The 23,910-nt window shown below is 61.1% G+C and carries 22 protein-coding genes and 1 pseudogene; 2 read left to right on the top strand and 21 right to left on the bottom strand.

Translation table 11 applies throughout. The annotated features are described in order from the left end of the window. A pseudogene (locus AC1RTB_RS24710) lies at positions 1-149 on the top strand (IS630 family transposase); the annotation flags it as partial. Positions 150-241: 92 nt separating this feature from the next. On the opposite strand, the gene AC1RTB_RS24715 reads toward AC1RTB_RS24710, so the two are convergent. The 4 genes from AC1RTB_RS24715 to AC1RTB_RS24730 form a co-directional block, all read right to left on the bottom strand. Beyond that, entirely contained in the window at positions 242-538 is a 297-nt protein-coding gene (locus AC1RTB_RS24715; RefSeq protein WP_492879216.1) for a hypothetical protein, read from the bottom strand. Between the two features lie 249 nt (positions 539-787). Further along, positions 788-1,441, bottom strand: a complete 654-nt coding sequence (locus AC1RTB_RS24720; protein WP_492879214.1) for a PIG-L deacetylase family protein — start codon at positions 1,439-1,441, stop codon at positions 788-790. Continuing rightward, entirely contained in the window at positions 1,438-2,253 is an 816-nt protein-coding gene (locus AC1RTB_RS24725; RefSeq protein WP_492879213.1) for a sugar phosphate nucleotidyltransferase, read from the bottom strand. The genes AC1RTB_RS24720 and AC1RTB_RS24725 overlap by 4 nt, the downstream gene beginning before the upstream one ends. Before the next feature lie 2 nt (positions 2,254-2,255). Then, a complete protein-coding gene (locus tag AC1RTB_RS24730; RefSeq protein WP_492879211.1) occupies positions 2,256-3,548 on the bottom strand; it encodes a methyltransferase domain-containing protein in 1,293 nt (430 codons plus the stop codon). Positions 3,549-3,875: 327 nt separating this feature from the next. Here AC1RTB_RS24730 and rfbC point away from each other — a divergent pair, with 327 nt between their 5' ends. Then, positions 3,876-4,418 (top strand): dTDP-4-dehydrorhamnose 3,5-epimerase, encoded by a 543-nt coding sequence (gene rfbC / locus AC1RTB_RS24735; RefSeq protein ID WP_492879210.1) that lies wholly within the window; start codon positions 3,876-3,878, stop codon positions 4,416-4,418. On the opposite strand, the gene AC1RTB_RS24740 is transcribed toward rfbC, so the two are convergent. The 17 genes from AC1RTB_RS24740 to AC1RTB_RS24820 all read right to left on the bottom strand — a co-directional run bounded on the left by AC1RTB_RS24740 (position 4,415) and on the right by AC1RTB_RS24820 (position 23,839). Continuing rightward, complete coding sequence (locus AC1RTB_RS24740) at positions 4,415-5,728, bottom strand: DUF4910 domain-containing protein (RefSeq protein WP_492879208.1); 1,314 nt, start codon at positions 5,726-5,728, stop codon at positions 4,415-4,417. The two genes, rfbC and AC1RTB_RS24740, sit on opposite strands and share 4 nt — an antisense overlap. Positions 5,729-5,740: 12 nt before the next feature. Further along, on the bottom strand, positions 5,741-6,808 hold the full coding sequence (locus tag AC1RTB_RS24745) for an NAD-dependent epimerase/dehydratase family protein (RefSeq protein ID WP_492879206.1): 1,068 nt from the start codon (positions 6,806-6,808) through the stop codon (positions 5,741-5,743). Positions 6,809-6,868: 60 nt separating this feature from the next. After that, positions 6,869-8,239, bottom strand: coding sequence for a glutamate-1-semialdehyde 2,1-aminomutase (locus AC1RTB_RS24750; protein WP_492879204.1), 1,371 nt, complete (start codon positions 8,237-8,239; stop codon positions 6,869-6,871). A 289-nt stretch (positions 8,240-8,528) separates the two neighbouring features. Further along, positions 8,529-9,284, bottom strand: coding sequence for a response regulator transcription factor (locus AC1RTB_RS24755; RefSeq protein WP_492879202.1), 756 nt, complete (start codon positions 9,282-9,284; stop codon positions 8,529-8,531). 294 nt (positions 9,285-9,578) lie between these two features. Next, positions 9,579-10,331, bottom strand: coding sequence for a Crp/Fnr family transcriptional regulator (locus tag AC1RTB_RS24760; RefSeq protein ID WP_492879200.1), 753 nt, complete (start codon positions 10,329-10,331; stop codon positions 9,579-9,581). Between the two features lie 578 nt (positions 10,332-10,909). Then, positions 10,910-11,317, bottom strand: coding sequence for a hypothetical protein (locus tag AC1RTB_RS24765; protein WP_492879198.1), 408 nt, complete (start codon positions 11,315-11,317; stop codon positions 10,910-10,912). 251 nt (positions 11,318-11,568) lie between these two features. Next, positions 11,569-12,564 carry an NAD(+) synthase gene (gene nadE, locus AC1RTB_RS24770; RefSeq protein ID WP_492879196.1) on the bottom strand — a complete coding sequence of 332 codons (996 nt, stop codon included), beginning with the start codon at positions 12,562-12,564 and terminating at the stop codon, positions 11,569-11,571. Continuing rightward, on the bottom strand, positions 12,564-14,102 hold the full coding sequence (locus tag AC1RTB_RS24775) for a class I adenylate-forming enzyme family protein (RefSeq protein WP_492879194.1): 1,539 nt from the start codon (positions 14,100-14,102) through the stop codon (positions 12,564-12,566). Before AC1RTB_RS24775 ends, nadE begins: the two co-directional genes overlap by 1 nt. A gap of 22 nt (positions 14,103-14,124) precedes the next feature. Beyond that, positions 14,125-14,400 carry an acyl carrier protein gene (locus AC1RTB_RS24780; protein ID WP_492879192.1) on the bottom strand — a complete coding sequence of 92 codons (276 nt, stop codon included), beginning with the start codon at positions 14,398-14,400 and terminating at the stop codon, positions 14,125-14,127. A 17-nt stretch (positions 14,401-14,417) separates the two neighbouring features. Then, entirely contained in the window at positions 14,418-16,370 is a 1,953-nt protein-coding gene (gene asnB, locus AC1RTB_RS24785) for an asparagine synthase (glutamine-hydrolyzing) (protein ID WP_492879190.1), read from the bottom strand. 24 nt (positions 16,371-16,394) lie between these two features. Further along, positions 16,395-17,504, bottom strand: a complete 1,110-nt coding sequence (locus AC1RTB_RS24790) for a hypothetical protein (RefSeq protein WP_492879188.1) — start codon at positions 17,502-17,504, stop codon at positions 16,395-16,397. A gap of 90 nt (positions 17,505-17,594) precedes the next feature. Then, positions 17,595-18,665, bottom strand: coding sequence for an ABC transporter ATP-binding protein (locus AC1RTB_RS24795; RefSeq protein ID WP_492879186.1), 1,071 nt, complete (start codon positions 18,663-18,665; stop codon positions 17,595-17,597). A 4-nt stretch (positions 18,666-18,669) separates the two neighbouring features. Then, the gene (locus tag AC1RTB_RS24800; RefSeq protein ID WP_492879185.1) at positions 18,670-19,518 is read right to left on the bottom strand and encodes a carbohydrate ABC transporter permease; all 849 of its coding nucleotides are present in this window, start codon (positions 19,516-19,518) and stop codon (positions 18,670-18,672) included. Continuing rightward, positions 19,518-20,441, bottom strand: a complete 924-nt coding sequence (locus AC1RTB_RS24805) for a carbohydrate ABC transporter permease (protein WP_492879183.1) — start codon at positions 20,439-20,441, stop codon at positions 19,518-19,520. The genes AC1RTB_RS24800 and AC1RTB_RS24805 overlap by 1 nt, the downstream gene beginning before the upstream one ends. 178 nt (positions 20,442-20,619) lie before the next feature. Beyond that, positions 20,620-21,897, bottom strand: coding sequence for an ABC transporter substrate-binding protein (locus AC1RTB_RS24810; protein ID WP_492879181.1), 1,278 nt, complete (start codon positions 21,895-21,897; stop codon positions 20,620-20,622). Positions 21,898-21,926: 29 nt separating this feature from the next. Next, complete coding sequence (locus AC1RTB_RS24815; RefSeq protein WP_492879180.1) at positions 21,927-23,108, bottom strand: PLP-dependent transferase; 1,182 nt, start codon at positions 23,106-23,108, stop codon at positions 21,927-21,929. Next, positions 23,105-23,839, bottom strand: a complete 735-nt coding sequence (locus AC1RTB_RS24820; RefSeq protein WP_492879178.1) for a FadR/GntR family transcriptional regulator — start codon at positions 23,837-23,839, stop codon at positions 23,105-23,107. The genes AC1RTB_RS24815 and AC1RTB_RS24820 overlap by 4 nt, the downstream gene beginning before the upstream one ends. Positions 23,840-23,910: the final 71 nt, after the last annotated feature.

Genomic DNA, 23,910 nt, shown 5'->3' on the forward strand with positions numbered 1-23,910 from the left:
TCGCCAAGATAAAGCACTGGATGCGACAGGCGCAGAAGCGAACCATCGAGGAGACATGGCGACACATCGGCACCCTCGTCCCCTCGATCGAACCCGCCGAATGCGCCAACTACTTCCGCAATGCCGGATATGCTTCCGTCAAAACCTGAAATGCTCTAGAGCGCGACCTTCTCCCGACAACACCGGTCCCGACATTTCGCTACTCGGTTCGGGATCATGCTCTTACCAGCTGGAATGCCTCTCAGCTTTCTACTGCCACTCGCTTTTCAGCGGGAAAATGTCCGGCGATCCAGCTTGTCGCTTCCTGCAGCGTTTCAAACATTCGATGGCAACCGCCCAGGCGACCGTAGCCTGTTTCCAGAAACCAGCCGCTCTTTACCGCGTATTGTTCTTCATCGACCTGCGTCAGAACAGCTACAAGCTGGTCCGATTTCATCACCAGGAGTCCGTGTTCCCCTCCGTCGACTGTTCCTAGCTTGACATTCAAAAAGGCAAAATCTTGCAGTTCTTCGCCGTGAGGCGACGTAACATTGCTCATGCGAGCAGCCCCTCATTCCCCTGCGGTAAAACTTGACCTAAAAATGCATGCCGTGCTCACAAAAAGCGCACAGGGTAGAAAACGCACTCATACACTAGATGGCAATTGTTAGACGATTATAGAAACCGTTACAAGTAGACCATAGAATCCAGCCGCAACACAGTAAACCTTCTCGGTTTTCTGTGGAAATTCGAGGTTGTCTGAATTGTTCTTTGTTGAACAGACTTCTGGCGCGCAGGCGGTTGATCGCTACAGCAGGCGCGCCTTCCTCAAGACGAAGCCCTCGGCGTAGAACTCGGGCGCCCGACACTCCATGCCGCGCAGGCGGGCGAGGCCTTGAAAGGTCTCCTTGTCGAACCAGTCCTTCGAGCGCTGCGTTCCGAAATGCTCGTGCAGCAGGGAAATCTTGCGCTCCATCACAGCACTTGTCAGCGGCACGTAAAAATTGGGCTGGCCAAGATCGCCGTCCCACTTCGGAATTTCGTATTCGAGCACAAGATGATCGCGAAAGATGTTCCAGGTCAGCTGGTTGACCTCGCGGTGGTCCTGGTGGGCGTCCTTGCGGGTGTGGGTAAACACGACGTCGGGAGCAGTGCGCGCCCTCAAGTCGATGAGCCATTGCTTGATCGCCCGCCGCTGCTCGGGAAAATAGCTGTCTTCGAACCCGGCGACCTCGATACGCTGTTCCCTTGCTTCCTTCAGGAAAGCCCGGGCCGACCCCTCCGCCTCCGGGGCACGCTGGCCGGCAGCGCTCAACACGCACCAGTGCACGCTGAGTTGCACGCCGGCGGCGACCAGGCTCAGGAGCGTGCCGCCCGCGCCGATTTCGATATCGTCGGCATGCGCGCCAAGGCACAGAACCGAAAGCTGCTCGCCGCTTCGCGCGAGGCTCAGACTCTTCATGAGGCGGCCTTGATGACGTTCCGCCTGGCGCGCTCGGCTCGTATGGCGGCGTTCCACGGCATGTCGCCATGCTCGACCATATCTTCCAGGGATTGCCAGTCGCGCAAGGTATCCATCGAGCGCCAGAAGCCCTGGTGCTTATAGGCCATCAGCTTGTTGTCGGCGATGAGCCGGCTAAATGGCTCGAGCACCAATTCCTCGCCTTCTTCCATGTAGTCGAAGATCTCGGGCCGGAAGATGAAATAGCCGCCATTGATCCAGATTTCGGACGTGTCGGTCGTCTTGAACGAGCGCACGCGGCCGGTCTCGTCGATATCGGCCAGGTGGTAGGTGAGGGGCGCTCGCACGGCGAGGAAGCAGCCATACATGTTGCTGGCTTCGAACTTGGCGATCATGTCGTTGAGGTCGACATCGGTCAGCCCGTCGGCGTAGTTGGCGAGGAACATCTTGTCGTTCTTCACCTGGTCCTTTGCCGCCCACAGGCGCTCGCCGATGTTGCGCCAGATGCCGGTATCGAGCAGCGTGACGCGCCAGTCCTTGGTGCTCTCGTCGAGCAGCTGGATGTCCTTGCCGCCGCCTGAGACGACGCAGTCGGCAAATGTCTGGGGCCGCGAATTCAGGAAAAAATCCTTGATGACATTGGCCTTGTAGCCCAGACACAGCACGAATTCGTCGTGCCCATAGTCGCTGTACCACTGCATGACGTGGCGCATGATTGGCTGCTGGCCGAGCGGTATCATCGGCTTTGGAATGCCCTCGGAATATTCCCGGATGCGGGTTCCGCGCCCGCCACAAAACAGGACGACCTTCATCTTCATAGCTCCGCGGGATCGATGATGGTGACATAGGGGATGGGAACGACGAATTTCGCGCCCCAGGCCGAGACATGCGACATTTGCCGGATGATCTCGTCCTTGAGGTTCCACGGCAGGATCAAGATGTAATCGGGCTTGGCGTCGTCGATGGCCGCGACCGGGCGGATCGGGATATGCATGCCTGGGGTGAAGCGCCCATGCTTGTAGGGATTGCGGTCGACGGTGAAGTCGAGGAAATCCGGCCCGATGCCGCAGTAGTTGAGCAATGTATTGCCCTTGCCGGGCGCGCCGTAGCCGCAGATGCGCTTGCCTTCATTCTTGGCCGAAATCAGGAATGCCAAAAGGTCACGCTTGGCCATGGCGGCCTTATGCCCGAAGGAGGCATAGGTCGACATGTTGGTCAGGCCGTGCAGCCGCTCGCGGGCGATGATCTCGCCGACGCGAACCGATACCGGCTGGATGCTGTCTTCATGCGCGAGATAGACGCGCAGCGATCCGCCGTGGGTCGAAAGCTCCTCGACATCGACAAGCTTGAGCCCGTGGCGTGCCGCCATCATGTCGATAGTCACAGCCGAGAAGTAGGAAAAATGCTCGTGGTAGATCGTGTCGAACTGGTTTTCGGCGATCAGCCGCTCGACATGCGGGAACTCCAGCGTGATGGTGCCTTCCGGCTTGAGCAGGATCTTCATGCCGGCGACGAAGTCGTTGAGATCGGGCACCTGGGCCAGGACATTGTTGCCGATGATCAAGTCTGCGGCACCGTCAGCCACCATCTCGGTGGCCAGGCGCTCGCCGAAAAAGTCGACCTGGGTCGGGATGCCTTTTTCGACGGCGGCGCGCGCCACATTGGCGGCCGGCTCCACCCCGAGTACGGGTACGCCAAGCGGCAGGAAGTGCTGCAGCAGATAGCCGTCATTGCTGGCGAGCTCGACGGCGAGGCTGTCTTTGCCGAGCTTGAGACGCGCGGTGATCGCCTCGCAATATTGCTTGGCGTGGGCCACCCAACTTGTCGAGTAGGATGAGAAGTAGGCGTATTCGCTGAAGATCGACTCGGGGCTCATATATTCCTTGAGCTGCACCAGATAGCAGGTGTCGCAGACGAGGACCTTGAGCGGAAAATAGGCTTCCATCTGGTCGACCTCATCCGCCCGGAGATAACTCTCGCAGGGCGGCGACATTCCGAGGTCGACGAAGGTGTGGCTGAGACGGGCGCCGCAGAGACGGCAGCCCGGTGCCAAATAAGGATGTCTCGCTGTTACATCCCTGACGGCGTCAAGTTTTTGTATGTTCATAGATACGCTCCCCAAGATCGTGCGAGCCGCGTCAACTGGAGCTGCACTTTCAGTTTGCCCATCGACAGAATACGGGCACTGCTTGGCCGCTTCGATTTGCCCTTACGATGGGAGGTGTCATCCGATCGGGCGGTCGAGCCGTAGAACGCGGCGTCAAAAGGCGGTGCCTGAAGCAGGAAGGGCTAAGCCTCGTCCCGAATGGGTACGCACCGCCTCATGCCATCGATCCATCGGGTGATGGGGCATACCTCTTAGGAGGCGCTTCCGTGTTTCACCGCCGAAGAAAAGAATCTCGCATCAGAACTCCCGCGAAAGGCAAGCAAAGCCGTGCGATTTGTCGAGACCGAACTGCATGGTGCATGGCTTGTCGAGCCAGAGCCGATCACCGACGAGCGTGGAAGCTTCATGCGGACCTTTTGCGAAAGAGAGTTCGGTGAAAGGGGCCTTGCCACGCGCTTCGTTCAAAACAGCCAGTCGCATTCCGTGCAAAAAGGCACGCTGCGCGGCATGCATTTCCAGATTGCGCCGCACGCCGAGGTGAAGCTGATTTCCTGCATCCAGGGGGCTATTTACGACGTCATCGTCGACATGCGACCCACATCATCCACCCGTTTCAAATGGGTGGGCTTTGAGTTGACCCCGGCGAACAGGCGGCAGGTCTATGTTCCAACCGGCTTCGCCCACGGTTTTCAAACGCTCACCGACGATGCGGTGGTGTCCTACATGATCTCGGAGTTTTACATGCCGCTGGCTTCGGTGGGCGTCAGATATGACGACCCGGCCTTCGGCATCCAATGGCCTTGGGCGCCTACCGCGATGTCCGAGCGTGATCGCAACTGGCCAATGCTGACAGGTCGCCTGTACGGCTAGATCTCTGCCAGAAGGCCATGGATGCGCAGCAGCTGGGCCGCGCCCGCGATCTCCTTGAACGACAGGCCCGACCGCTCGGCCATGCCGAGCAACGAGTGTTGACCGTCGGCGAGGTTCAGCACCCAAAGCAGGCTCATCGAACTCAGCCCGGTCGACTTGTCGCCGCCAAGGGCCGCGTAAAGGCCTCGGCGTCCGAGTTGGGGCTCGCCCTTCTGGTTCAGGCTGACCGGCGTCCAGTCGCCTTCGACGATCTCGATAACGTCCATGATGATGCGCCAGGATTCGGCCAGATGGCCTGGCTTGATGAAATCGAGATTGTCGGCCGAGGTGTGGTACTCGGGAAAGGTGCCAAAGGCGCTGCGCTGGAACAGGCCCACGGGCAGGTTGAAGCCGGGCGAGCAAAACTGCCGCTCGTCATAGCCGTAAGGTGAAAAGTCGAGCAGGGTCGCTGCCTTTTCGCGATGACCGAGCACATGCGACATCGCCCGATCGATGTAGGCGTTGCCACGGCGGCTGCGCTTGTAGGTTGGCCCGCCGCCATCACCGACGCAGGAGACGACCAGCCCATGGTCGATGCGTTGCGTCACGTCTTCGTTGCGCGACAGCCAGGCAAGCGAACCGATGGTGCCCGGCGCAAACAGGAAGCGGTAGCTGTAGCGCGTCTTGCGCGCGCGGAGTTGGCTCGCAAGACAGGCAAGCAGTGCCAGACCCGAGCAGTTGTCATTGGCGAGCGACGGATGGCAGATATGGGCGGACAGCAGGAATTCGCGCTCGCTTTCTCCGCGATGCAGATATTCGCCATAGCTGAGGCTGCCGTCCTTGAACTCGGCATCGATCTCCACCTGGTAGTCTCCGTCGGGCAGCTCGGCCAGGCTGTTGTGGGACATGCAGAAGCCCCAGTTCTCCGCGTAGTAGGACGTGCGGTAAGGGATCAGGTCCGGCTGGTCGGGAAGCGTGTAGACATGACGCTTCAGCTCCTCCAGCGAGACCGTTCCGCAAAACGGCATGCTGTAGTTCAACACGTGCAGGTTGTGGTCGGCGAAGTCGACGACAGTGGCACCATCCATGCCCTTGATCGTCGCGCCGCGAATGTTCCATTCCCTGGGGATGGTCCAGTCGAAAGCCGGCGTGCCGGTCGCGACCTCGTGCACGTCAAGCGGCACAGTCTCGGCCAGGATCGCCAGCGTCTCGCGCACGCCGTCTCCGGTGATGCTCCGGCAGATCGGATAAAGCCTTTCGGCAAGTGCGTAGATTGTCTCGCCAATCTTGTCGGTGGACAAGCCGGAGACGGTGGAACCTGGATGCTCCATGGCCGAACCGATCTACTCAGCGGCTATCGACCCGGCTGGCGTATCCGCCATCGTCAGTAGCCGCATGTTATTGTCTATCAGTCCGTTGGCGATGAGATGCTTGATGTGCCCGATACGCTGGAAGCGCGGGCCTTCGAACTCTTCGAGCGTCAGATCCGCGCTCGTATAGGCGGCGAAGAGCTGCTCCGCCCCCCTCCGCGCGTCCCACTGCGGCTTGAAGGCCGGCAGCACGCGCGCGATCTTTTCGAAACTGACTTGGTAGGAGCGCTTGTCCGGCCCTGCATCGGCGGCGAACTCCAGCCGGCAACCGGGCACCACCTCGGCGACAATCGCCGCGATGTCGCGGATACGGTAATTGTGCCTGGTCTGGCCGACATTGAATGCTTCGTTGTGGACGGCCTCGCGCGGCGCTTCGAGGCCCGCGATGAAGGCGCGGGAAATATCCTCGATATGCACGATCGGCCGCCACGGGCTGCCGTCGGATTTGAGCAGGATGACGCCCTCGGTGACGGCCCAGGCGACAAGATTGTTGAGCACGATGTCGAAACGCAGCCGCGGCGAAAGCCCGTAGGCTGTCGCGGGACGGAAATAGGTCGGCGAGAAGCTGGCGCCCGCCAGTTTGGAAATGTCGCGCTCCGACATCACCTTCGACCAGCCGTAAGGCGTGACCGGATTGAGCTCGCCGGTTTCATCGACAAGGCCATCGCCAGCCAGGCCGTAATTGCTGCATGACGAGGCATAGAGAAAGCGGCTGACGCCGGCAGCCTTGGCGGCCTGCGCGAACCGAACGCTGGCCCTATGGTTGATGTCGTAGGTCAGGTCCGGGTCGAGATTGCCGAGCGGATCATTCGAAAGTGCTGCGAGGTGGATGACGGCATCGAAACCCTCGAGATCGCCGGCTTCGACGTCGCGGATGTCCTTGCGGATCGACGGCACCGGGGCAGGGCTACCACCTGGAGCATAGGTACAGCGCTGGTACAGGTCGCTGTCATAGCCGGTGACTGTGTGGCCTGCCTTGAGCAGCATCGGCACCATGACCGAGCCGATGTAGCCTTGATGGCCTGTTACCAGAACTTTCATCTCGTCCCTCGTTTTCACTGTCGAAAATGCGTGCGTTCGATGCACCGGCCCAGACGTTGCTTACGCCAGGCGGGCAATGACGCGATTGAGATCGTTTTCCTGCGGCTGGTTGAACGCCCTGAACACCTGCTGCGACGGCCGGCCCACAAGGTGCCTTTCAACGCCGTCTTCCATCGCCCTGGCGTAGACCGCCAGCGCGCCGTCGACCGCCTCGACGGTCTCGGCAATTGCCACCTCATCATGCATGTAGCCGAGCACCAAAGACGGCATGAGTACGCCGCGTCTGATCGTCTCTTGCAAAAACAGCGAACGAAACGCCTGCGACGGCTGCCCTTGCTGGTCGAGCGTCTGGTAGGCAAGGCAGCTTGGACGGCCAACGACCTTGACGAAATCGCTCAGGCCATGCCGTCGCGCAGCGTCCTCGAAGCCGTCCCTGAGGATACGGCCCTGCCGGTAAAGGTGCTCGATCACCGGTTCGTTCTGGTAGACCCTCAGCGTCGCGATGGCCGCGGCGAGCGCGTGCGTTTCAGCTCCGTGCGTTGTCGACAGCAAAAACACGCGCGGACGGTCGGTGTGATCCAGCCCGCCGAGGCGCATATATTCGCGTTTTCCGGCAAGCGCCGAGACCGAGAACCCGTTTGCCATGGCTTTGCCGAAACATGACAGGTCGGGCTCGATGCCATATTCGGCCTGCGCGCCACCGGCGTTCCAGCGGAAGCCGGTGATCATTTCGTCCAGGATCAGCAGCGCTCCGTTTTCGCGGCACAGCCGATGAACCTCGTTCAGGTAATTGCCCTGTGGTTCTTCCGTCCGGGCGGCTTCGAGAACGAGTGCCGCGATCTTGCCTTTGTTGCTCGCAAACAGGTGTTTGACGCTTGCGATGTCGTTGTAGCGAAAGGTGACGGTGAGCTGCCGCACGGCTTGCGGTATGCCGGCATTCATTGCGGTCGTGCCGATGAACCAGTCGTCGGTCGAAAAGAACGGTTGGTCGGCGCAGCAGGCGACCAGATCGCGGCCGGTATAGGCGCGAGCCAGTCGGACGGCGCCAGAGGTCGCATCCGATCCGTCCTTGCAGAATTTCACCATGTCGGCTGCGGGAAAGAGATCGAGGAATGCTTCCGCGCAGTCGACTTCGATGCGTGCCGGGCGTGTATAATTGCTACCGTCGGCAAGCGCTTTTTCGACGGCGTGCAGCACAGTGGGATAGGCGTGGCCAAGCCCAACCGCGCGGTTGCCCATGCCGTATTCGATGTATTTGTTGCCGTCGACATCCCAGACATGGCAGCCCAGGCCGCGCTCGATGAAGCCGGGTGCCAGCAACGGGTACTGGTCGTCGCCCTTGGCATAGGTGTGGCTGCCGCCCGGTATCAGCTGGTGGGCGCGATGCCGCAGCCTGTCTGATTTTTCGAAACGTCGGAAATGCTCGGTCATCGCGGCCATCCGGGTTACATGCGTCGATGTCTGGAAGTGTACATTTTCGCTGGCAGACAGAGCGTCCCCAATAAGACGACCGCTCATCGTCCAATGGGGGTAGGCAGTCAGGCTGCCGGATGCTGTCCGCCATGAAGTGAAGACACGGTCTCCCATGCCTGCCCCAAATCGGAGTAGGCGCGGGCAAGCGCAGCCTTATAGGCTGCGCTGCCGGTCTGCGTTTTCAGGAAGGTTTGCCCGCAAGGCTGTCGTTGCCTTGCGGGGTGGTTACATCGGCGCCGTTCGGGGGCTATACGTCGCCGGGAAACAGGTCGTTGAGCTTGTAGGCAACCTCGGTACGGTTGGTGGCCTTCAGCTTTTTCATGATGTTGCGAATATGCACCTTCACCGTGCTCTCGCGCAGCTTGAGTTCATAGGCGATGATCTTGTTGGCCTTGCCGCGGCGCAACGCCTGCACCACTTCGACCTGGCGAAGCGTGAACATTCCGGCCAGCGGACGCGCCTCCTGGCCGCTCGAGTCGATAAGGTGGCGCATGGCAAGCAGGCTGCTTGCCGGAATGAAGATGCCACCGGCAATCGCAAGACCGAGCGCTTCCACGCAAACGTCGACCCCGACGGTCGTCGGGATATAGCCGCGCGCGCCGCACTCCAGCGCTTTCATGATCTGCTTGAGTTCGTCGGTATCGGCCAGAATAACGACCGGAACCGACTTGAATTCGGCGGTAAGCCGAGAAATCTCGCCGGCGACATTGGCGTCGGTTATTCTCTTCCCGCCGAGATTGAGAAGGATAGCTGCCAGCGAAGGATGCAGGTCCTTTTGCTTTCGCCACTCTTCGACCGACGCCAGCGCGGAAACCTCCATGCCAAGGTCATGATAGACCAAGGCCCTGGCAAGACATTCGCGATCAAGCGCACGGTTGTCGATGATAAGAAGACGATCGTGCGGGTGTTGATCAACGTCAACACCTGGCCGCGACACGTCCACACTGCTCCTAGCACTGGGTAAAGTTGAACTCTTCCCATGCTCTCCAAAGATGGAATCCATAGAAATACCCGCCCTTTCTGCACAAAGATCACATTTGTTAGCGATCCGCACACCCCATGAGACCCGATTTAGTTCGCTTTTTGCCTTTCATACATCTATAGACGCTTGTATTTACCTATAGCGTCTTTCGGTTCTGTTTCAGATTGTCAGCCTTCACCCAAATGACCGAACAACGTGTTACGATAACTCAACTAGTTCTTTTTTCATTAACATAGGTTAATATAACCTAAGGTGGTGGAGATCATCCAATTTAGGCATTTGCGTGTACCCGGCCGATGTGCTGGAGAGGCGCCGTCAGAGGGCCGCGGGTCGCGACGCAGGCGGCTGCCGTGAACTGGCGGTTTTCTGCAAAACGGCGGGCCAATTGTACTGAAGGTAGGCCCTGTCGAAGCCAGCCAGCTTCACCAGCTTGGGGCGATTGAGGAACTCGACGGAGCCAGCCCGGAAGGAAACCAGGTCCCTTTCGCGCAACTCGCGCAATGTCCGGTTGACATGGATCTGCGTGAGGCCGAGCGCATCGGCGAGATCGTGCTGTGTCAGCGGGCAGTCGTAATCGTGGTCTCCCGACCCCAGCCTTTCGCCCAATTCGAGCAGGTAGTGGGCCGTTCGTTCCAGGGCGCTACGCCGGCAGACGCTGGTCAGCCGCTCGACGGTGATCGCATGCTGCCGCGCGGCCATCCGCGCAAAAAGCACGCTCAACGTCGCATTCTGGTCGAGCGCTTTCCTGAAGCTCTGCCCCGGTATCTCATACAGCGCCACTTCGGACACGCAGCTGAGCGAATTGATGCCGCCGCCATCAAATTGGGGGAAGCCGAGGATGTCCCCCCTGAGCGGCGTGTCGATGATCTGCCGGCTGCCGTTCGAAAGGTGACGGGAGACGCAAGACCATCCAGACGCAATGATGAAAAGCCGTGTATTGCTGTCACCCTGGTGGCTTACAACGGAGCTGGCTGGGTAAATCCTTGGAGTCACCTCCAGGAATTCTGCTATCCTGTCTTCGACTGCAATAGTCACCCCTATTGGGGACGACTGCATGAATTTCAGCAATGTGTGATCAGACATAGATTTTACTATGAACGCGTGACATGGATGCTGCAACGCTCCGACATTTTGGATTTGTCGTGAATTGAGTCCCCGTATTTCATAGCATGCTTACAGCCTGACGGGCTTATGCCAGGCAAATTCACCCCGTAGATACTTAGTATCCAGCATGTCATCTGATATCATGCGCAAGTGGATGTCCATGGGGCTTATCGGCGGCCCCCCTCTACCACCAATGCGCCATTGACCGTTTGGGTCTACAAGCCGGAAACTCCCCTTGCCTGCGTGGAGGCGCGCTTGCTCATCACGCGGTCTGATCGTGTTATTGCACGCGACAGGATAGGGGAGTCGCCACCCCAGCCCCACCGCCCAGCGGCTCTCCTATCGCGCCTCCTCCCTTGGCAATTGCCAGGGCAAGCCACAACACACAACCGGAACGTGAGTATCGGCTCCAGCGCGGCGACCGGCAGGACGCGCGACGGACGCCGTTGCACCTGGACTGGCGCACGAAATTCTCCCCGAAAATCGCTTTCGATTTTCGGGTCGTGCGCGGGCGCAGGCAGGCCGGAAATGCGACTTTGCGCTTACGCGGTACCTTGCGGCGTGACATGCCGCAGGTCGATGCCGACACCGTCGGCCTTGCCGTCGAATGCCGCAATCAGCCGCCGGGCTGCGATGCTCGCAATGTGCGTGCGCGGAAGCTTGGCTTCTATCCGGCGAGCAGATTCATAAACTTCCAAAAGAATTGCGTATTGCTTGGGGCCCAGCACATCGTGATCGACCAAGTCGCACATGTGGTATCCTCCTCTACGCAGGAACATCACGCGTCCGCCCGGCACAGCGATGTCCCTAGCCCCCAAAGCTAGCAGATCATTGCACAACATGTAAGCAACGTGGAGGTGCAACGCCGCAAGCGCAGGCACGGCACCATTACCCGCTGGATACGCCTCCCGCATTGTCCTTTCGGCATGACCAGCGATGCTTGTGCGCATTGTTGGCATCCTGGCGAGTACGGCACGAGATGCCCTGCGCATCCAAAGGAAGTAGGCAGGCCACCTTATGGCGTAGGCACACAGCTATCATCCCGGCGTCTTCATTTAGGGTGCCCTCCGCAACCATGGCGAAAGCCCCAAATCCTTGCGTAGGTAGACCAGTTACCGGCCAAAGGCCGCTCGATAAGCTGGAATGTGATGAAGCCGCCGAAAGCTGCCGCCATGATCGTAAGCGGAGCCAGCAGCGTTGGTCACGCTTCGACCAGAAGCGGTTGCTGATGAAGATAGCGCGCCGCCTTTCGCTTGGCGGCGATGTCCTGCCAGATCGAGGTTACCTGCTCATCGGTCATTGAAACTGCCCTTGCGGTGTGAGCAGTGCTCCATCCATTGTTGAGGCCATAGAGGCACAGGTCCATCTGGGCGTAGGGTACGGCGAAATAGAACTCCTCTTGCGTCTGCGGGAGCGAATAGGTGTCGGTCGTCGGCGGCCTTTGCCTAATTTCCAAGGGCACGCCGAGATGGGCGGCCAACTGATAGACCTGGGACTTGTAGAGATGCGCGATCGGCTTGATGTCGGCAGCGCCATCGCCATTCTTGACGAAGAAACCCTGATCGTATTCCAACCGGTTGGGCGTGCCGATCACCGCGTAGTTCAGGCGGTCGGCGTGGTAATATTCCATCTGCTTGCGCGTGCGCTGCTTCATGTTCGTGGCCGCGACGATGCCGAGATAGGCGGGGGCCTGCAGGCGGTGCTTTTCGGTCTTGCCGTCGGGCGAGCGCACGACGAGCGAGGAAATATTGTAGCCACCCGTCGTCAGCGCGTTGCCAAAGACGATCTTGGATGTCCAGCCGGGGCCGAAATCAGGCACCACCTCGCGGATGCAGGCATCGCGGCGCTCATAACAGCGCATGGCCTCAAGCGTCGGGCCGATATCCTCAACGACGGCCTCGATGCCGTATGTCGCCGCCACCGCGCGGCCGAGCCGCAGGCTTTCAGGATCGGAATCGTGCTCGGGCATGAAAATGCAAAACACGTTCGCTGCGCCAAGCGCCCGGACAGCGAGGGCGGCGCAGACACTGGAATCGATCCCACCCGACAGGCCAAGCACATAACCGCGCCGCCTCAGGCCGTGGCGCAGCTGTTCGCGCATGGCTGTGGCGATCCTGTTGGCTTCGGCCGCGCAGTCGATATCGAGCGCGGCCATCGAGAACGGTCCGCTTGTCTCTCGATCATTCGCAACACGCATCATTTGGTCTCCATCATCGCCGCCGCCAGACGTCGGCTCGGCTTTCCACTGTCGGTCTTGGGCAGGCTGGCGCGGAATTCCACCGTCTTCGGGACCATGAAATCTTCGAGCCGCTGGCTGCAAAAGCGCAGCACGTCGCGCTGTGTCAGGGCAGGGTTCGAAGGCACCACCACGGCATGGATCGCCTGGCCCAGGACCGGATCGGCGATGCCGACAACCAGGGCCTCCGCGACACCCGGGCAATCGTGAAGCACCGCCTCCACCTGTCTCGGAGGCACTTTTTCGCCGCGCGACTTGATGATGTCGTCCTTGCGGGCGATGAAGTAGAAAAACCCTTCCTCATCGCGCCTGAATAGGTCGCCGGTGTACAGCACCTTCCCCCAGGCGTGACGGCTAGGCCGAAGCGCGCGAGCGGTGGCTTGCTCGTTCTCCCAATAGCCCTGCATCACATGCGGGCCACGAACCACGAGTTCGCCTGCCATTCCCGGCTCAGTGACAACGCCGTCTTCGTCGACGATGAACAGTTCTGTACCTGGAATGGCGATGCCGACCGATTCAGGCCGCCTGGAAAGCTCCTCAGGCGGCATATAGGTGCAGCGGGCACATTCGGTCTGGCCGTACATCGAAAAAATTCGGGCGGCCGGAAACAAGGCTTGCAGCCGGCCGATATGGTCGGGCGGCAAGGGAGCGGCGGCGCTCGTAATGGTACGCAAGTCAGGCAGCGTTGCCGGCCCGAGGTCCTTCATCTGCAACAGCATCGCGGCCATGGTCGGTACCAGCGGCAGAATTGTCGCCCGCTCAGCGCGCATCACCTCAAGCACGGCGTAGGGATAGGCAAAGGACTTTTCGAGAACAAGCGTGCCGCCGCTGCGAACCGTCACGATCAGCTGGTAGAAACCGTAGTTGAAAGCCAGTGGCAAGGCGCTGAGGACGATGTCGCTGGGGCCTGAAGCCAGATAGGTCGCGATCGATGAAGCCGCCGCCTCGACATTGCGATGGCTCATCATGACGCCCTTGGGCTCTCCGGTGGAGCCGGACGTGTAGATCAGCATCGCCAGGTCGATATCGATGCCACCATGAGCGGGTGGAGCAGGCGCCTTTTCAAGGCAGGCCTCGAAAGACAGCGCCTCTCCCAAGGCGGCTTCCTCGGCCCCAGACACCACGATCAAACCGAGATCCGGCGCGCCGCTCGCGGCCTCGGTAGCGACGCCCTGAAGCCGCGCCAGCGTCAGAATTCCGCGCGCGCGACAGTTGCGCATCAGATAGCTCAGGCGCTCAGCCTTCACGGAAGAATTGACGGGTACCACGACCGCGCCGGCCTTGAGCACGGCAAAGATCGAGATCACCGCTTCAGGACAGTTGTCCATGAACACCAGCACGCGGTCGTCACGTACGATGCCATTGATGTGCAGCGCCGAGGCCAGACGATCCGACAGATCGTCGAGCACGGCGTAGCTCAACCTGCGCGCGCCCGCGACAAGTGCTGTCTTGGCGGGGTACTTGCGCGCGCTTTCGCGCAGGAATTCCTCAACGCGCATGGCGAATGGCCTATCCCGAGCCTTATGCCGACTGCACGGTCGCGGCCTGGCCGAGACGGCCTCCGACAAAGGCGCTGATCCTGGCGATGGAATCGAGATTGGCTGGAACAATGTCGGCATCGGCGACCGGGACGGCGAAACGCTGCTCCAGGAATGCGACGAGCTCGAGAATGCCAGTCGAGTCGATCAGATCGTTGTCGATAAGCGACATGTCGTCGGTGAGCGGGGTGCTTTCGTCGCCAAACAGAAAATTGTCGATGATGAAGCTGCGGATTTCGGCATTGGTGGGTTCAGTCATGGTGTTGTTCCAGGGGTTCACGTCAGGATGGCGGCGTCTTCCGAAACCGCAGACTGTTTGCCGGCAAAGCGGTCGACCCAGAGCTGCGTCGACAGCACGCCGACGAATGCCGCGTTGTCGCGAAAGCCGGCGGCTTGCTTGTTCAGGCATTTTTCGACCAGCTTGCCGGTCGAGCGTGGGTTGAACAGGCCGGCATCGGCAAGTGCGGCGGACGACAGGCGTTCGCTGACGTAGCCGCCGGCTCCGGCGAAGGACACGCTCTCGGGTGCCCGATAGGGTTGCTTGGGGCGCTTGATGATGGTCTCGGGCACGAGACCGCGTGCTGCCATCTTCAGCAGGTGTTTGCCCGAAAGGCCCCTCAGCTTGAACCTTGGCGGAATGCGTGCGGAGAATTCCACCAGCCTGTGATCGAGGAACGGGAAGCGGGTCTCGACGCCATGCGCCATCGCCATCCGGTCGCCCTGGCTGGACAGGATGTAGCCGGGCAAAAGCTGCGTCGTTTCGATGTATTGCGCCTGATGCAGCGGGTGCCACCTGATGAACGCAGCCGGCAGGCTTGAAGCCAGCTCTTCGGCGGCATCGTAGCCGCCCAGGGTCGCGCGCAGATCGTCGGAGAAAAACATCTTGGTCGCCGCCGTGCTGCGCAGCCTCGGCCGGTGCGAAAACAGCGGATCATCGGTGGCATCGATGCCGGCACCGAAGAACGCGGCGAGATATTCCGGCGTCTGCTGCCGCAGGGCCGGCAGATAGGGATAAAGCTTGCGGAACAGATGCGGCCTGATGCGCGAATGGGGCTGGCGACCGCAGAAACGCCGCACGCGGGCTTCGGCGAAAAGATCGTAGCCGGCAAGGATTTCGTCAGCACCTTCGCCTGTCAGCACCACCTTGATGCCCTGCTCGCGAACATGGTGGGCCAAGCGATAGAGCGGCGCCGGCGCGGTGCGCAGGATAGGCTGCTCGGTGCTGTTGACGATCTCCGGAAACAGGCTGGCCGTGTCGCTGGCGCGGTAGGCGACCGAGGTGTGGGCCGTGCCGAGCATGTCGACCATTTGAGCCTGATAGGCGCTCTCGTCGTAGTCGGCATCGGTGAAAGTGACGGAAAAGGTGCGCAAGCTCTGCGGAACCTTTTTCGCAGCCATGGCCGCGATCAACGAGGAGTCTATGCCGCCCGACAGGTATGAACCAACAGGAACATCGGCACGCAGCCGGATGCGTGTTGCGTCATCGAGAAGCGCCAGCAATTCCTCGGCAAGCATTGCCTCAGAGCGGTCGTCGCCTGGGTCGTCATGGTCTGGGAACTCAAGATGCCAGTAGGGCCTGCTTGTCGCCTGGCCGCCCTCGATCAGCATCATGTGAGCGGGTGGCAGTTGCGATATGCCTGCGAACGCCGTGCGGGGCGCGATCGGCGCCCACAAGGTGAAAATCTGGTCCAGCGCGACGGGATCGATCCGTGCGACGACGCCCGGCACCTGCAACAATGCCTTCACCTCGGAGGCAAAGAACAAGGTGCCGTTGTGCCATGTATGGAAGAGCGGCCGCACACCCATCCGGTCGCGGGCCAGCATCATGCGGTTGCGGCGCTCGTCCCAGATCGCGAAGGCGAAATCGCCATTGAGGAGCGAGACACACTCCGGTCCCATCTCCTCGTAGAGTTGGAGAATGACTTCGGTGTCGGACGACGTCTTGAAAACGCGCCCGCGCTGCTTCATCGCGTCGCGCAACTCGAGGTAGTTGAAGATCTCGCCATTGTAGCTGATGTGGACACGCCCATCGCCGCTCGCCATCGGCTGATGTCCGTCAGCGATGCCGACGACCGAAAGGCGCCTGTGCCCAAGACCGGCAGCCTTGCCGACATAAAGACCCGCATCGTCAGGGCCGCGATGCCGCAGCGCGCCCGTCATGCCTCGAAGCAGCGCGCGTGCACCATCCGTGCCGACCGCAGGCCCATAGTAGCCAGCTATCCCGCACATCAGGTGGCAACCCCGGCTGGATCGTCAGTCAAACGCATCCCCCATCAATCTGCACCATGACTCGCCGGCAAATCCGTTGAAGAAGGCCTTGCCTTGGAGAAATGGCTGGACCAGCGCGGGATCACGCGCATGCACGATGCTTGACGAGGCGTGGACGAAGGCAAATCGTCGTCCGAGCATCGCATTGAGCAAGGCCGGCTGCGTGCGGCCGCGCAGCGCCACAAGCCCGTTCGATGCAGCGTGGGCGATCATGTTGTCGATGACAGCGCCCTCCTGGCCGGGCAGAGCCATCGTCTGGATGGCGCGGCCGATGCGCCCGCTGTCGCCGTAGTAGACATAGAGCCCGACCGGATGGCCGCTGCCCGTGCGCACGACACGGCGCACATCTTGGCCGTAATTGGCCTTGCGTCGCGCATGAACGATGCTGCGCGCGAGCGTGTCGCGCTGCCACGTCGGGCGCAGCGCGTAATGCGCGGTGAGTTTGGGCATGAGGTCGACCATCTCGTCTTCAGCCAGGTCAGCATCGACAAGGTTGCTTTTCGGAGCCGGCGTGAAATGCGACCAGTGCGCTTCGCCATCGGTGGCGCGCCGGCGGATCAGGGCATCGATCGGCCGAGCCAAGGGGGAAAAGACGCGCGCGGCACTAATGCCGGCCGCGGCGAGTTCCACCATGAAGCCCGCCGGACGAATGACGCGGATCCATTCGAGGCTGTAATCCGGCAGCACTGTCGTGCCCATCTTGCGCCACATGGCGGTCGAGACATCGTTGGCTGTTTCGGTCAGCGAAATATCCTGCGGGCCGGCAAAAAAGGCGCGCAACAGGCGCGCGCCGGCAAAAGGATCCTCCTTGTGCCGGTCGACCATCATCGTTCCGCACAGGGCGCCGCGCAAAGGCTTGCCGTCGAATTCGAGCGCGAGCGGCAGCACGCCGACAAATCCCGAAACGCTTCCGTCGTCGCGCTTGTGGATCAGCGACGTGATATCCGGCTGGGCGTCGGGCGCTTCGAGAAAGAGCTCCTGCAAATAGGCTTCGAGAGAGCTTGTCGCCGGTTGCCTGGTCTTGCGAAGGATGCGCTGAAACATCTCCGCCACCACCGGAACATCCGAAACTGTAAAGGGACGGACTTCACTCATCTCTGTTTGTCGATCTGATCTACGCAACACAGGTTGCATTCGATCAGACGCATACCGCAGAGGTGTTAGAGAACTCTGAACCAGATCTATCTAGTTGATCCGCCGTCCGGTTTCGGGGTCGAACAGATGCAGGTCGGATGCCGTTGCCGACAGGCGGACAATGTCGCCCGGCTTGACCGCGACCCGGCCCATGGCAAAGACGCAAATCTGCTGGCCGGCAAGCCGGGCATAGAACTGCGTCGAAACCCCAAGCGGCTCGACGACCGAGACTTCGGCCGATATGTCGCCATCGGGTGCGACGTGCAGGTGCTCGGGGCGCAGCCCGATAGTCACCGTGTCGCCGTCGCTCACTGGCAGGCTCGCCAGCACGGGCAGCTTCTGCCCGTCAGCCAGGGTTGCAGCGACGACATCGCCAGTTCGTTTGACCGTCGCCGGCAGGAAATTCATGCCCGGTGAACCGATGAAACCGGCAACGAAGGTGTTGACCGGATGATCGTAGAGATCGAGCGGTGCGCCAACCTGCTGGACGACGCCGTCATGCATGACGACGATCCTGTCGGCCATGGTCATCGCCTCGGTCTGGTCATGGGTGACATAGACCGACGTGGTCTTGAGCTGCTGGTGCAGCGCCTTGATCTCGGTACGCATGTGAACGCGCAACTTGGCGTCGAGATTGGACAGCGGTTCGTCGAACAGGAAGACCTTGGGATCGCGCACGATGGCACGGCCCATGGCGACGCGCTGGCGCTGGCCGCCGGAGAGTTGGCGCGGCAGGCGGGCGAGCAGCGTGTTGAGACCGAGGCGGTTGGCAGCACCGCCGACGCGGGTGTCGATCGCCTGCTTTTCGGTTTTCCGCAGTGCCAGGCTGAAGCCCATATTGGCGGCGACATCCATGTGCGGATAGAGCGCGTAGGACTGGAACACCATGGCGATGTCGCGGTCCTTGGGGGCGACATCGTTGACGACGCGTTCGCCGATGCGGATCTCGCCGGCCGAGATCTCCTCTAGCCCGGCGATCATCCTGAGCAGCGTGGACTTGCCGCAGCCGGAGGGGCCGACCAGCACCACGAACTCGCCATCCGCGATCTCCAGGTCGACCGCCTCAAGCACGTTGAGGGTGCCGTAGTTCTTCTGGACCTTGTCGAGCGATACCGAGGCCATGGTCCTATCCTTTGACGGCGCCGGCGGTCAGGCCGGTCACGAGATAACGTTGCAGGAATGCGAAGAAGATGCAGACGGGGATCAGCGCCAGGATAGAGGCCGCCATCATCTGTCCCCAGTCGACGGCGAACTTGCCGATGAAAGTCAGCAGGCCGACGGCGAAGGTCTTCTGGCCTTCGCTGGAGATCAGCATCAGCGCGAACAAAAGCTCGCTCCAGGCGGCGGTGAAGACGAAGCCGAGGGTTGCGCCCATGCCGGGCAGCGTCAGCGGAATGATGACGCGGCGCAGCGCCTCAAAACGCGTGCAGCCGTCGATCATCGCCGCCTCCTCAAGGTCCTTCGGGATGCCGTCGAAGAAGGATTGCATCAGGAAGGTGGCAAAAGCTGTGTTGAAGGCGGTGTAGATGATGATCAGGCCGGTCAGGCTGTTGGTGAGGCCAAGCTCGCCCATGATGCGATAGATCGGCGGAATGACCATCACCAGCGGAAAGGTCTGGGTCAGCAGCAGCGCGATCGCCACCGTGGTCTTGCCGCGAAACGAAAAGCGCGACATCGCATAGCCGGCGCCGGAAGCGATGACGGTCACCAAAAGGGCGGTGGTCACCGAAACCAGTACGGAGTTGAAGAAATAGCGCGGGAAGTCGGTTGCCTTGAGCACGGTGACATAGTTCTCGAAGGTCGTGGCGGATGGCCACCAGGTGATGCCTTCCGAGTAGAGCAGCGACTCCGGCGTGACCGAGATTTTCAGCGTCCAGTAGATCGGAAAAAGCGCGAAGATCACATAGGCGCTGATCGCACCATAGAGGCCGATGCTACCGAGAACGCGCGAGGAAGTGGAGCGTCCGGCAATCATCACGAATTCCTCGCAAGCGAGCGGCGGATGCCGATGAGCACGACAGCATAGAGGATGAGCAGCACAAGCAGCAGCACCGCGACCGCCGAGGCGTAGCCCTTGTCGAGCGATTTGAAGGCGCTGACATAGATGTAGGTGGCAACCGTGTTGGTGGCGCCGGCCGGGCCGCCGGTGGTCATGACGAAGATCAAATCGGCGAAGGTCGCGATCCAGATCGTGCGCAGCATCACCGTGATGGCGATGGTGGGTGCAAGGAAAGGCAGCGTCACCTTGGAAAAGCGCTGCCACGGCGAGGCGCCGTCGATGGCGGCCGCCTCATGCAGTTCGGACGGGATCGACTTGAGCGCGGCAAGCAGCGTGATGGCGAAGAAGGGGATGCCGAACCAGACATTGGCGATGATCGGCCCCCACATGGCGGTGGCCGGGTCGGAGAGGATGCTTGTCGGCTCCGCCTGCAGGCCGAGCGCATAAAGCCAGTGCGGCAACGGCCCGACGATGGGGTTGAACAGCCAGGCCCAGGTCAGGCCCGACAGGAAGGACGGTACCGCCCAGGGCAGGAACACCACAGCCTGAACGAACTTGCGGCCGACAAAGGGACGGTCGAGCAACAGCGCCAATCCAAGCCCGAGGAAAAACTGGAAAAACAGGCTGCCAACAGTCCACCACAGCGTATTGACCAGCGCCTGGCCGAGCAGCGGGTCATGCAGCATCGCCTGATACTGGCCAAGGCCGACGAACTCGGACTTGAACGCCGAAAATTTGCGGAACGAGTAGCTGATGCCGACGATCAAAGGCACCAGAAGCACCGCGACCAGCAGGATCAGCGCCGGGCTGAGATAGAGCCAGGGTTCCAGGCCCGGCAGCGATGAGCGTCCGCGCCGCGCCTTCCCGGGTGTTCTCAATTCGGTGACGGCTGTGGTCATGGCGACCTACTTTCGACATGGCGAAAAAATCGCCCCCTCGCTTGCCCGGCCTCGCGCCGCAAGGGGAGAAGAGGCTTGGCGGCGATGCCGGATGACCGTTGCGCGGTCGAGCGAGGGGGCAGCAAGGGAGCCCTAAAAGGGCGTGGTCGGCGGAACATCGCTGCTCCGCCAAGGCCGCTTACTTCTTGTTCTTGGCCATCCAGTCCTGCTGTTCCTTGGTCAGGTATGCCGCCCATTCGTCGGCCACTTCCTTGGCCGGCCGCTTGGCGAGCAGCACTTCCTGGAAGCCCTTGATGGCGATCTGGTCGACGAAGTTGCCGAGGTTTTCGAGATGGGTTGGCGGCGTCACGAACTCGTATTTGTCGCCGCCGTTCAACTCGTCGAACCAGCCCTTGAACTGCTCGGTCTTGAAATAGGCGTCCTGGTCAGCGCCATTGTGGATCGGCAGCACGCCAACCATCTTGGCCCATTCGAGGTTGCCCTGAGGCGACAGCAGCGTCTCCATCAGCTTCCAGCTGTCGTCCTTGACTTTGGAATTGGCAAACATCGACCAGCCGGAATAGCCGAGCGTCGGGAACGACTTGCCGCTGGGCCCGGCCGGAACCGGCGCCACCGCGAAGTCGTCCGCCTTCATCTTTTCGGCGATGCCGATCAGCGCGTCCGGATCCTGGTCGAGCATGGCGCAGGTGCCGGAGTAGAAACCGGTGACGGTTTCGTTGAAGCCCCAGCTGACGGCGTCCTTCGGCGCATAGCCGTTCTTGTAGATATCGGCGAGCATCTGGAGGCCCTTGACCGAGCCCGGCTCGTTGATGATCGCGGTGCCGTCAGGGTTGAAATAGCCGCCCTTGCCGTTGGCGATGTTCATGAACATGTTCATGCCGAAGATCGCGCCCGGCCCGCCGCGCAGGCAGTAGCCATATTTGCCGGGAATGGCCGAGATCTTCTTGGCGGAGTCGACGAATTCGTCGAGCGTCGCCGGCGCATGGTCGATGCCGGCTTGCTTGAACAGCTTCTTGTTCCAGAACATCGCCTTCAGATAATAGCCGTAGGGGATCGTGTACTGCTTGCCGCCGACGACCGAGCCGAACTCCTTGGCGCGTTCGCCCAGCGTGGCGGCGTCTTTCCACTTCGCCATGTAGGGGCCGAGGTCTTCGAGCTGGTTGTTCGCGCCGTAAAGGGCGAGCCAGCGCTCCGGCATTTCGACGACATCAGGCGTGTCGCCGGCCTGCACCATGGTCAGGAATTTTTCGAAGGCCTGGCCCCAGGGCAGCGAGACGAGCTCGACCTTGACGCCCGGATTGGCCGCTTCGAACTGGGCGATCTGCTTCTTCAGGAATTCGGTGCGTGGCGGGCTGGTGATGACCTCGACCATCTTGATTGTCGAGTCGGCCAGTGCCGATCCGGCAGAAAGGGCGAGGCCAAGCGCCGTCGCCAACAACAGGCTGTATTTCTTCATTCCAGTCACTCCCATTCTTGGATTTGAAGCTATTTTCTTTTTGCACCCTCAAAGGCCCGACTGACGTCGGCCCAGAGATCCTCCACATTTTCCAGCCCGACATTCAGCCTGATGGTTCGCGGGCTGACCCCGAACCGGCCGATGGAATTGGCATCCGGCGTTTGCTGCAGCGAAGCGAGCGCGGGCACCACGAGGCTTTCATGCCCGCCCCAGCTGACGCCGATGCGGAACAATTTCAGCGCATCGGTAAAGGCCGGCACGTCGATGTCTTCGGTTACCTCGAAGGAGAACAGGCCCGAATAACCCGCGAGCGTCTTCTTGCCCGGATGGTTGGAAAAGGCGGGGTGGTTGACGCGCTCGACATGGGCGTGGCCCTTCAGCCGCTCGGCGATGGTTAGCGCGCTCTTCATGTGGTGCGGCAGGCGCAGCGGCAAGGTGCGCAGGCCGCGCAACAAAAGCCAGGCCTCGAAGGGCGAAAGCTTGGCGCCGAGATAAGGATAGGTGCGCTCGTTGATGCGGCGGATATGTTCGGCTGAACCGGCAACGACACCGGCGACAGTGTCGCTGTGGCCGCCGAGATATTTGGACGCCGAATGCATGACGAGGTCGACGCCATGCAGGATCGGCTTCTGGAACAGCGGCGTCGCCCAGGAATTGTCGATGACGCTGACGATGCCTTGCGCGCGCGCCATGGCGGTCAGAAGTTCGAGGTCCTGGAGCTCGAACATCATCGAGGTCGGGCTTTCCAGATAAAGCATCGCCGCGCCTGGAAGTGCCGCGGCAACGGCATCGGGATCGGAGCCGTCGACATAGTCGACCTTGATGCCGAGATGCGGCAACAGCCGCTCGAACAGGCGGTAGGCATCGCCATAACAGTTGCGCACAGCAACGATGCGCTGGCCTGTACCGACGAAAGCCAGCACCGTCGAGCTGATCGCTGCCATGCCGCTGGAAAAGCCGCGTGCCGCTTCGGCCCCTTCGAGGGCCGCGATCTTGCTTTCGAACTCCATGACGGTCGGATTGTTGCCGCGCGAATAGATCGGCTTGGTGCTGCGGCCGGCGAAGACATCGGCCATGTCGGCATAGCTGTCGAAGGTGAACAGCGAGGTCTGGTAGATCGGGGGTACCACCGCGCCACCGGGAAAGGGCTCGTCATGGGCGAGCAAAGTTGCCGCCTCGGCAATGAAATCGCGCTCGAAATCGTTGCTCATTTGTTGCCTGCGCGTTTGAGATTGGCGTCGCCGCGCCTCAAGTCGGCCTCGACGGTGGCGATCAGTTTCAAGGCTTCGGTGCGTGCACCCTCGGCGTCACGCGCAGCAATCCGTTCGTAGACCGTGCGGTGGTAGGGAAAGCTGGCGTGACCGAAATCGCGCACGCCAAGCGGGTGCTCCCAGAAGCGGTGGAACAGCTCGTGCATTGCCGAGATGATCTGTTCGAACAGCGGGTTGCCCGAAACGCGATAGATCGCCTGGTGGAAATCCCAGTCCTCGTCCGACGACATGCCGGCGCGGCTGTGGAAGGCTTCTTCCATCGCCTCGAGCTTCTGGCGGATGAGAGCAAGTTCGGTCGGACCGGCACGTAGGGCGCACAGGGCGGCGGCTTCCGCCTCCAGCCCGCGACGGATTTCCAGCGTGTGCATCAGGCTTTCGAAGTCGTTGCCGGAGGCGAATGTCAGGGGCAGATGCAGCATGTCGCGCGACACCGCCGCCTTGAGAAAGGTGCCGCTGCCTTGCAGGCGCTCGACCAGGCCAAGGCCTTCCCAGCGCGTCAGCGCCTCGCGCACCGTGGTGCGGCTGACCTTCAAACGTTCCGACAGCACGCGCTCCGTCGGCAACCGATCGCCCGGCTGCAGCTCTTCCTGCATGACGAAGTCGGCGAGCGCGTTGAGCACCGCGTCGTCGCGGGCGGTCGCCTGGATCGGGGGAAGGCTGGGTTCGTTCAAGTCGATATCCAATTGGTACAATGGTCAGACCAATTTCCGCATATCTCACACCTGTTGTCAATTCCGCTAGG

The sequence above is a fragment of the Aminobacter sp. GW821-FHT11F06 genome (assembly GCF_058808215.1).

Excerpts from the sequence above, each read along its gene's own strand:
- AC1RTB_RS24715 (WP_492879216.1), bottom strand. The coding sequence starts at position 538 with ATGAGCAATGTTACGTCGCCTCACGGCGAAGAACTGCAAGATTTTGCC.
- AC1RTB_RS24720 (WP_492879214.1), bottom strand. The coding sequence starts at position 1,441 with ATGAAGAGTCTGAGCCTCGCGCGAAGCGGCGAGCAGCTTTCGGTTCTG.
- AC1RTB_RS24725 (WP_492879213.1), bottom strand. The coding sequence starts at position 2,253 with ATGAAGGTCGTCCTGTTTTGTGGCGGGCGCGGAACCCGCATCCGGGAA.
- AC1RTB_RS24730 (WP_492879211.1), bottom strand. The coding sequence starts at position 3,548 with ATGAACATACAAAAACTTGACGCCGTCAGGGATGTAACAGCGAGACAT.
- AC1RTB_RS24740 (WP_492879208.1), bottom strand. The coding sequence starts at position 5,728 with ATGGAGCATCCAGGTTCCACCGTCTCCGGCTTGTCCACCGACAAGATT.
- AC1RTB_RS24745 (WP_492879206.1), bottom strand. The coding sequence starts at position 6,808 with ATGAAAGTTCTGGTAACAGGCCATCAAGGCTACATCGGCTCGGTCATG.
- AC1RTB_RS24750 (WP_492879204.1), bottom strand. The coding sequence starts at position 8,239 with ATGACCGAGCATTTCCGACGTTTCGAAAAATCAGACAGGCTGCGGCAT.
- AC1RTB_RS24755 (WP_492879202.1), bottom strand. The coding sequence starts at position 9,284 with ATGGATTCCATCTTTGGAGAGCATGGGAAGAGTTCAACTTTACCCAGT.
- AC1RTB_RS24765 (WP_492879198.1), bottom strand. The coding sequence starts at position 11,317 with ATGCGCACAAGCATCGCTGGTCATGCCGAAAGGACAATGCGGGAGGCG.
- nadE (WP_492879196.1), bottom strand. The coding sequence starts at position 12,564 with ATGCGTGTTGCGAATGATCGAGAGACAAGCGGACCGTTCTCGATGGCC.
- AC1RTB_RS24775 (WP_492879194.1), bottom strand. The coding sequence starts at position 14,102 with ATGCGCGTTGAGGAATTCCTGCGCGAAAGCGCGCGCAAGTACCCCGCC.
- AC1RTB_RS24780 (WP_492879192.1), bottom strand. The coding sequence starts at position 14,400 with ATGACTGAACCCACCAATGCCGAAATCCGCAGCTTCATCATCGACAAT.
- asnB (WP_492879190.1), bottom strand. The coding sequence starts at position 16,370 with ATGTGCGGGATAGCTGGCTACTATGGGCCTGCGGTCGGCACGGATGGT.
- AC1RTB_RS24790 (WP_492879188.1), bottom strand. The coding sequence starts at position 17,504 with ATGAGTGAAGTCCGTCCCTTTACAGTTTCGGATGTTCCGGTGGTGGCG.
- AC1RTB_RS24795 (WP_492879186.1), bottom strand. The coding sequence starts at position 18,665 with ATGGCCTCGGTATCGCTCGACAAGGTCCAGAAGAACTACGGCACCCTC.
- AC1RTB_RS24800 (WP_492879185.1), bottom strand. The coding sequence starts at position 19,518 with ATGATTGCCGGACGCTCCACTTCCTCGCGCGTTCTCGGTAGCATCGGC.
- AC1RTB_RS24805 (WP_492879183.1), bottom strand. The coding sequence starts at position 20,441 with ATGACCACAGCCGTCACCGAATTGAGAACACCCGGGAAGGCGCGGCGC.
- AC1RTB_RS24810 (WP_492879181.1), bottom strand. The coding sequence starts at position 21,897 with ATGAAGAAATACAGCCTGTTGTTGGCGACGGCGCTTGGCCTCGCCCTT.
- AC1RTB_RS24815 (WP_492879180.1), bottom strand. The coding sequence starts at position 23,108 with ATGAGCAACGATTTCGAGCGCGATTTCATTGCCGAGGCGGCAACTTTG.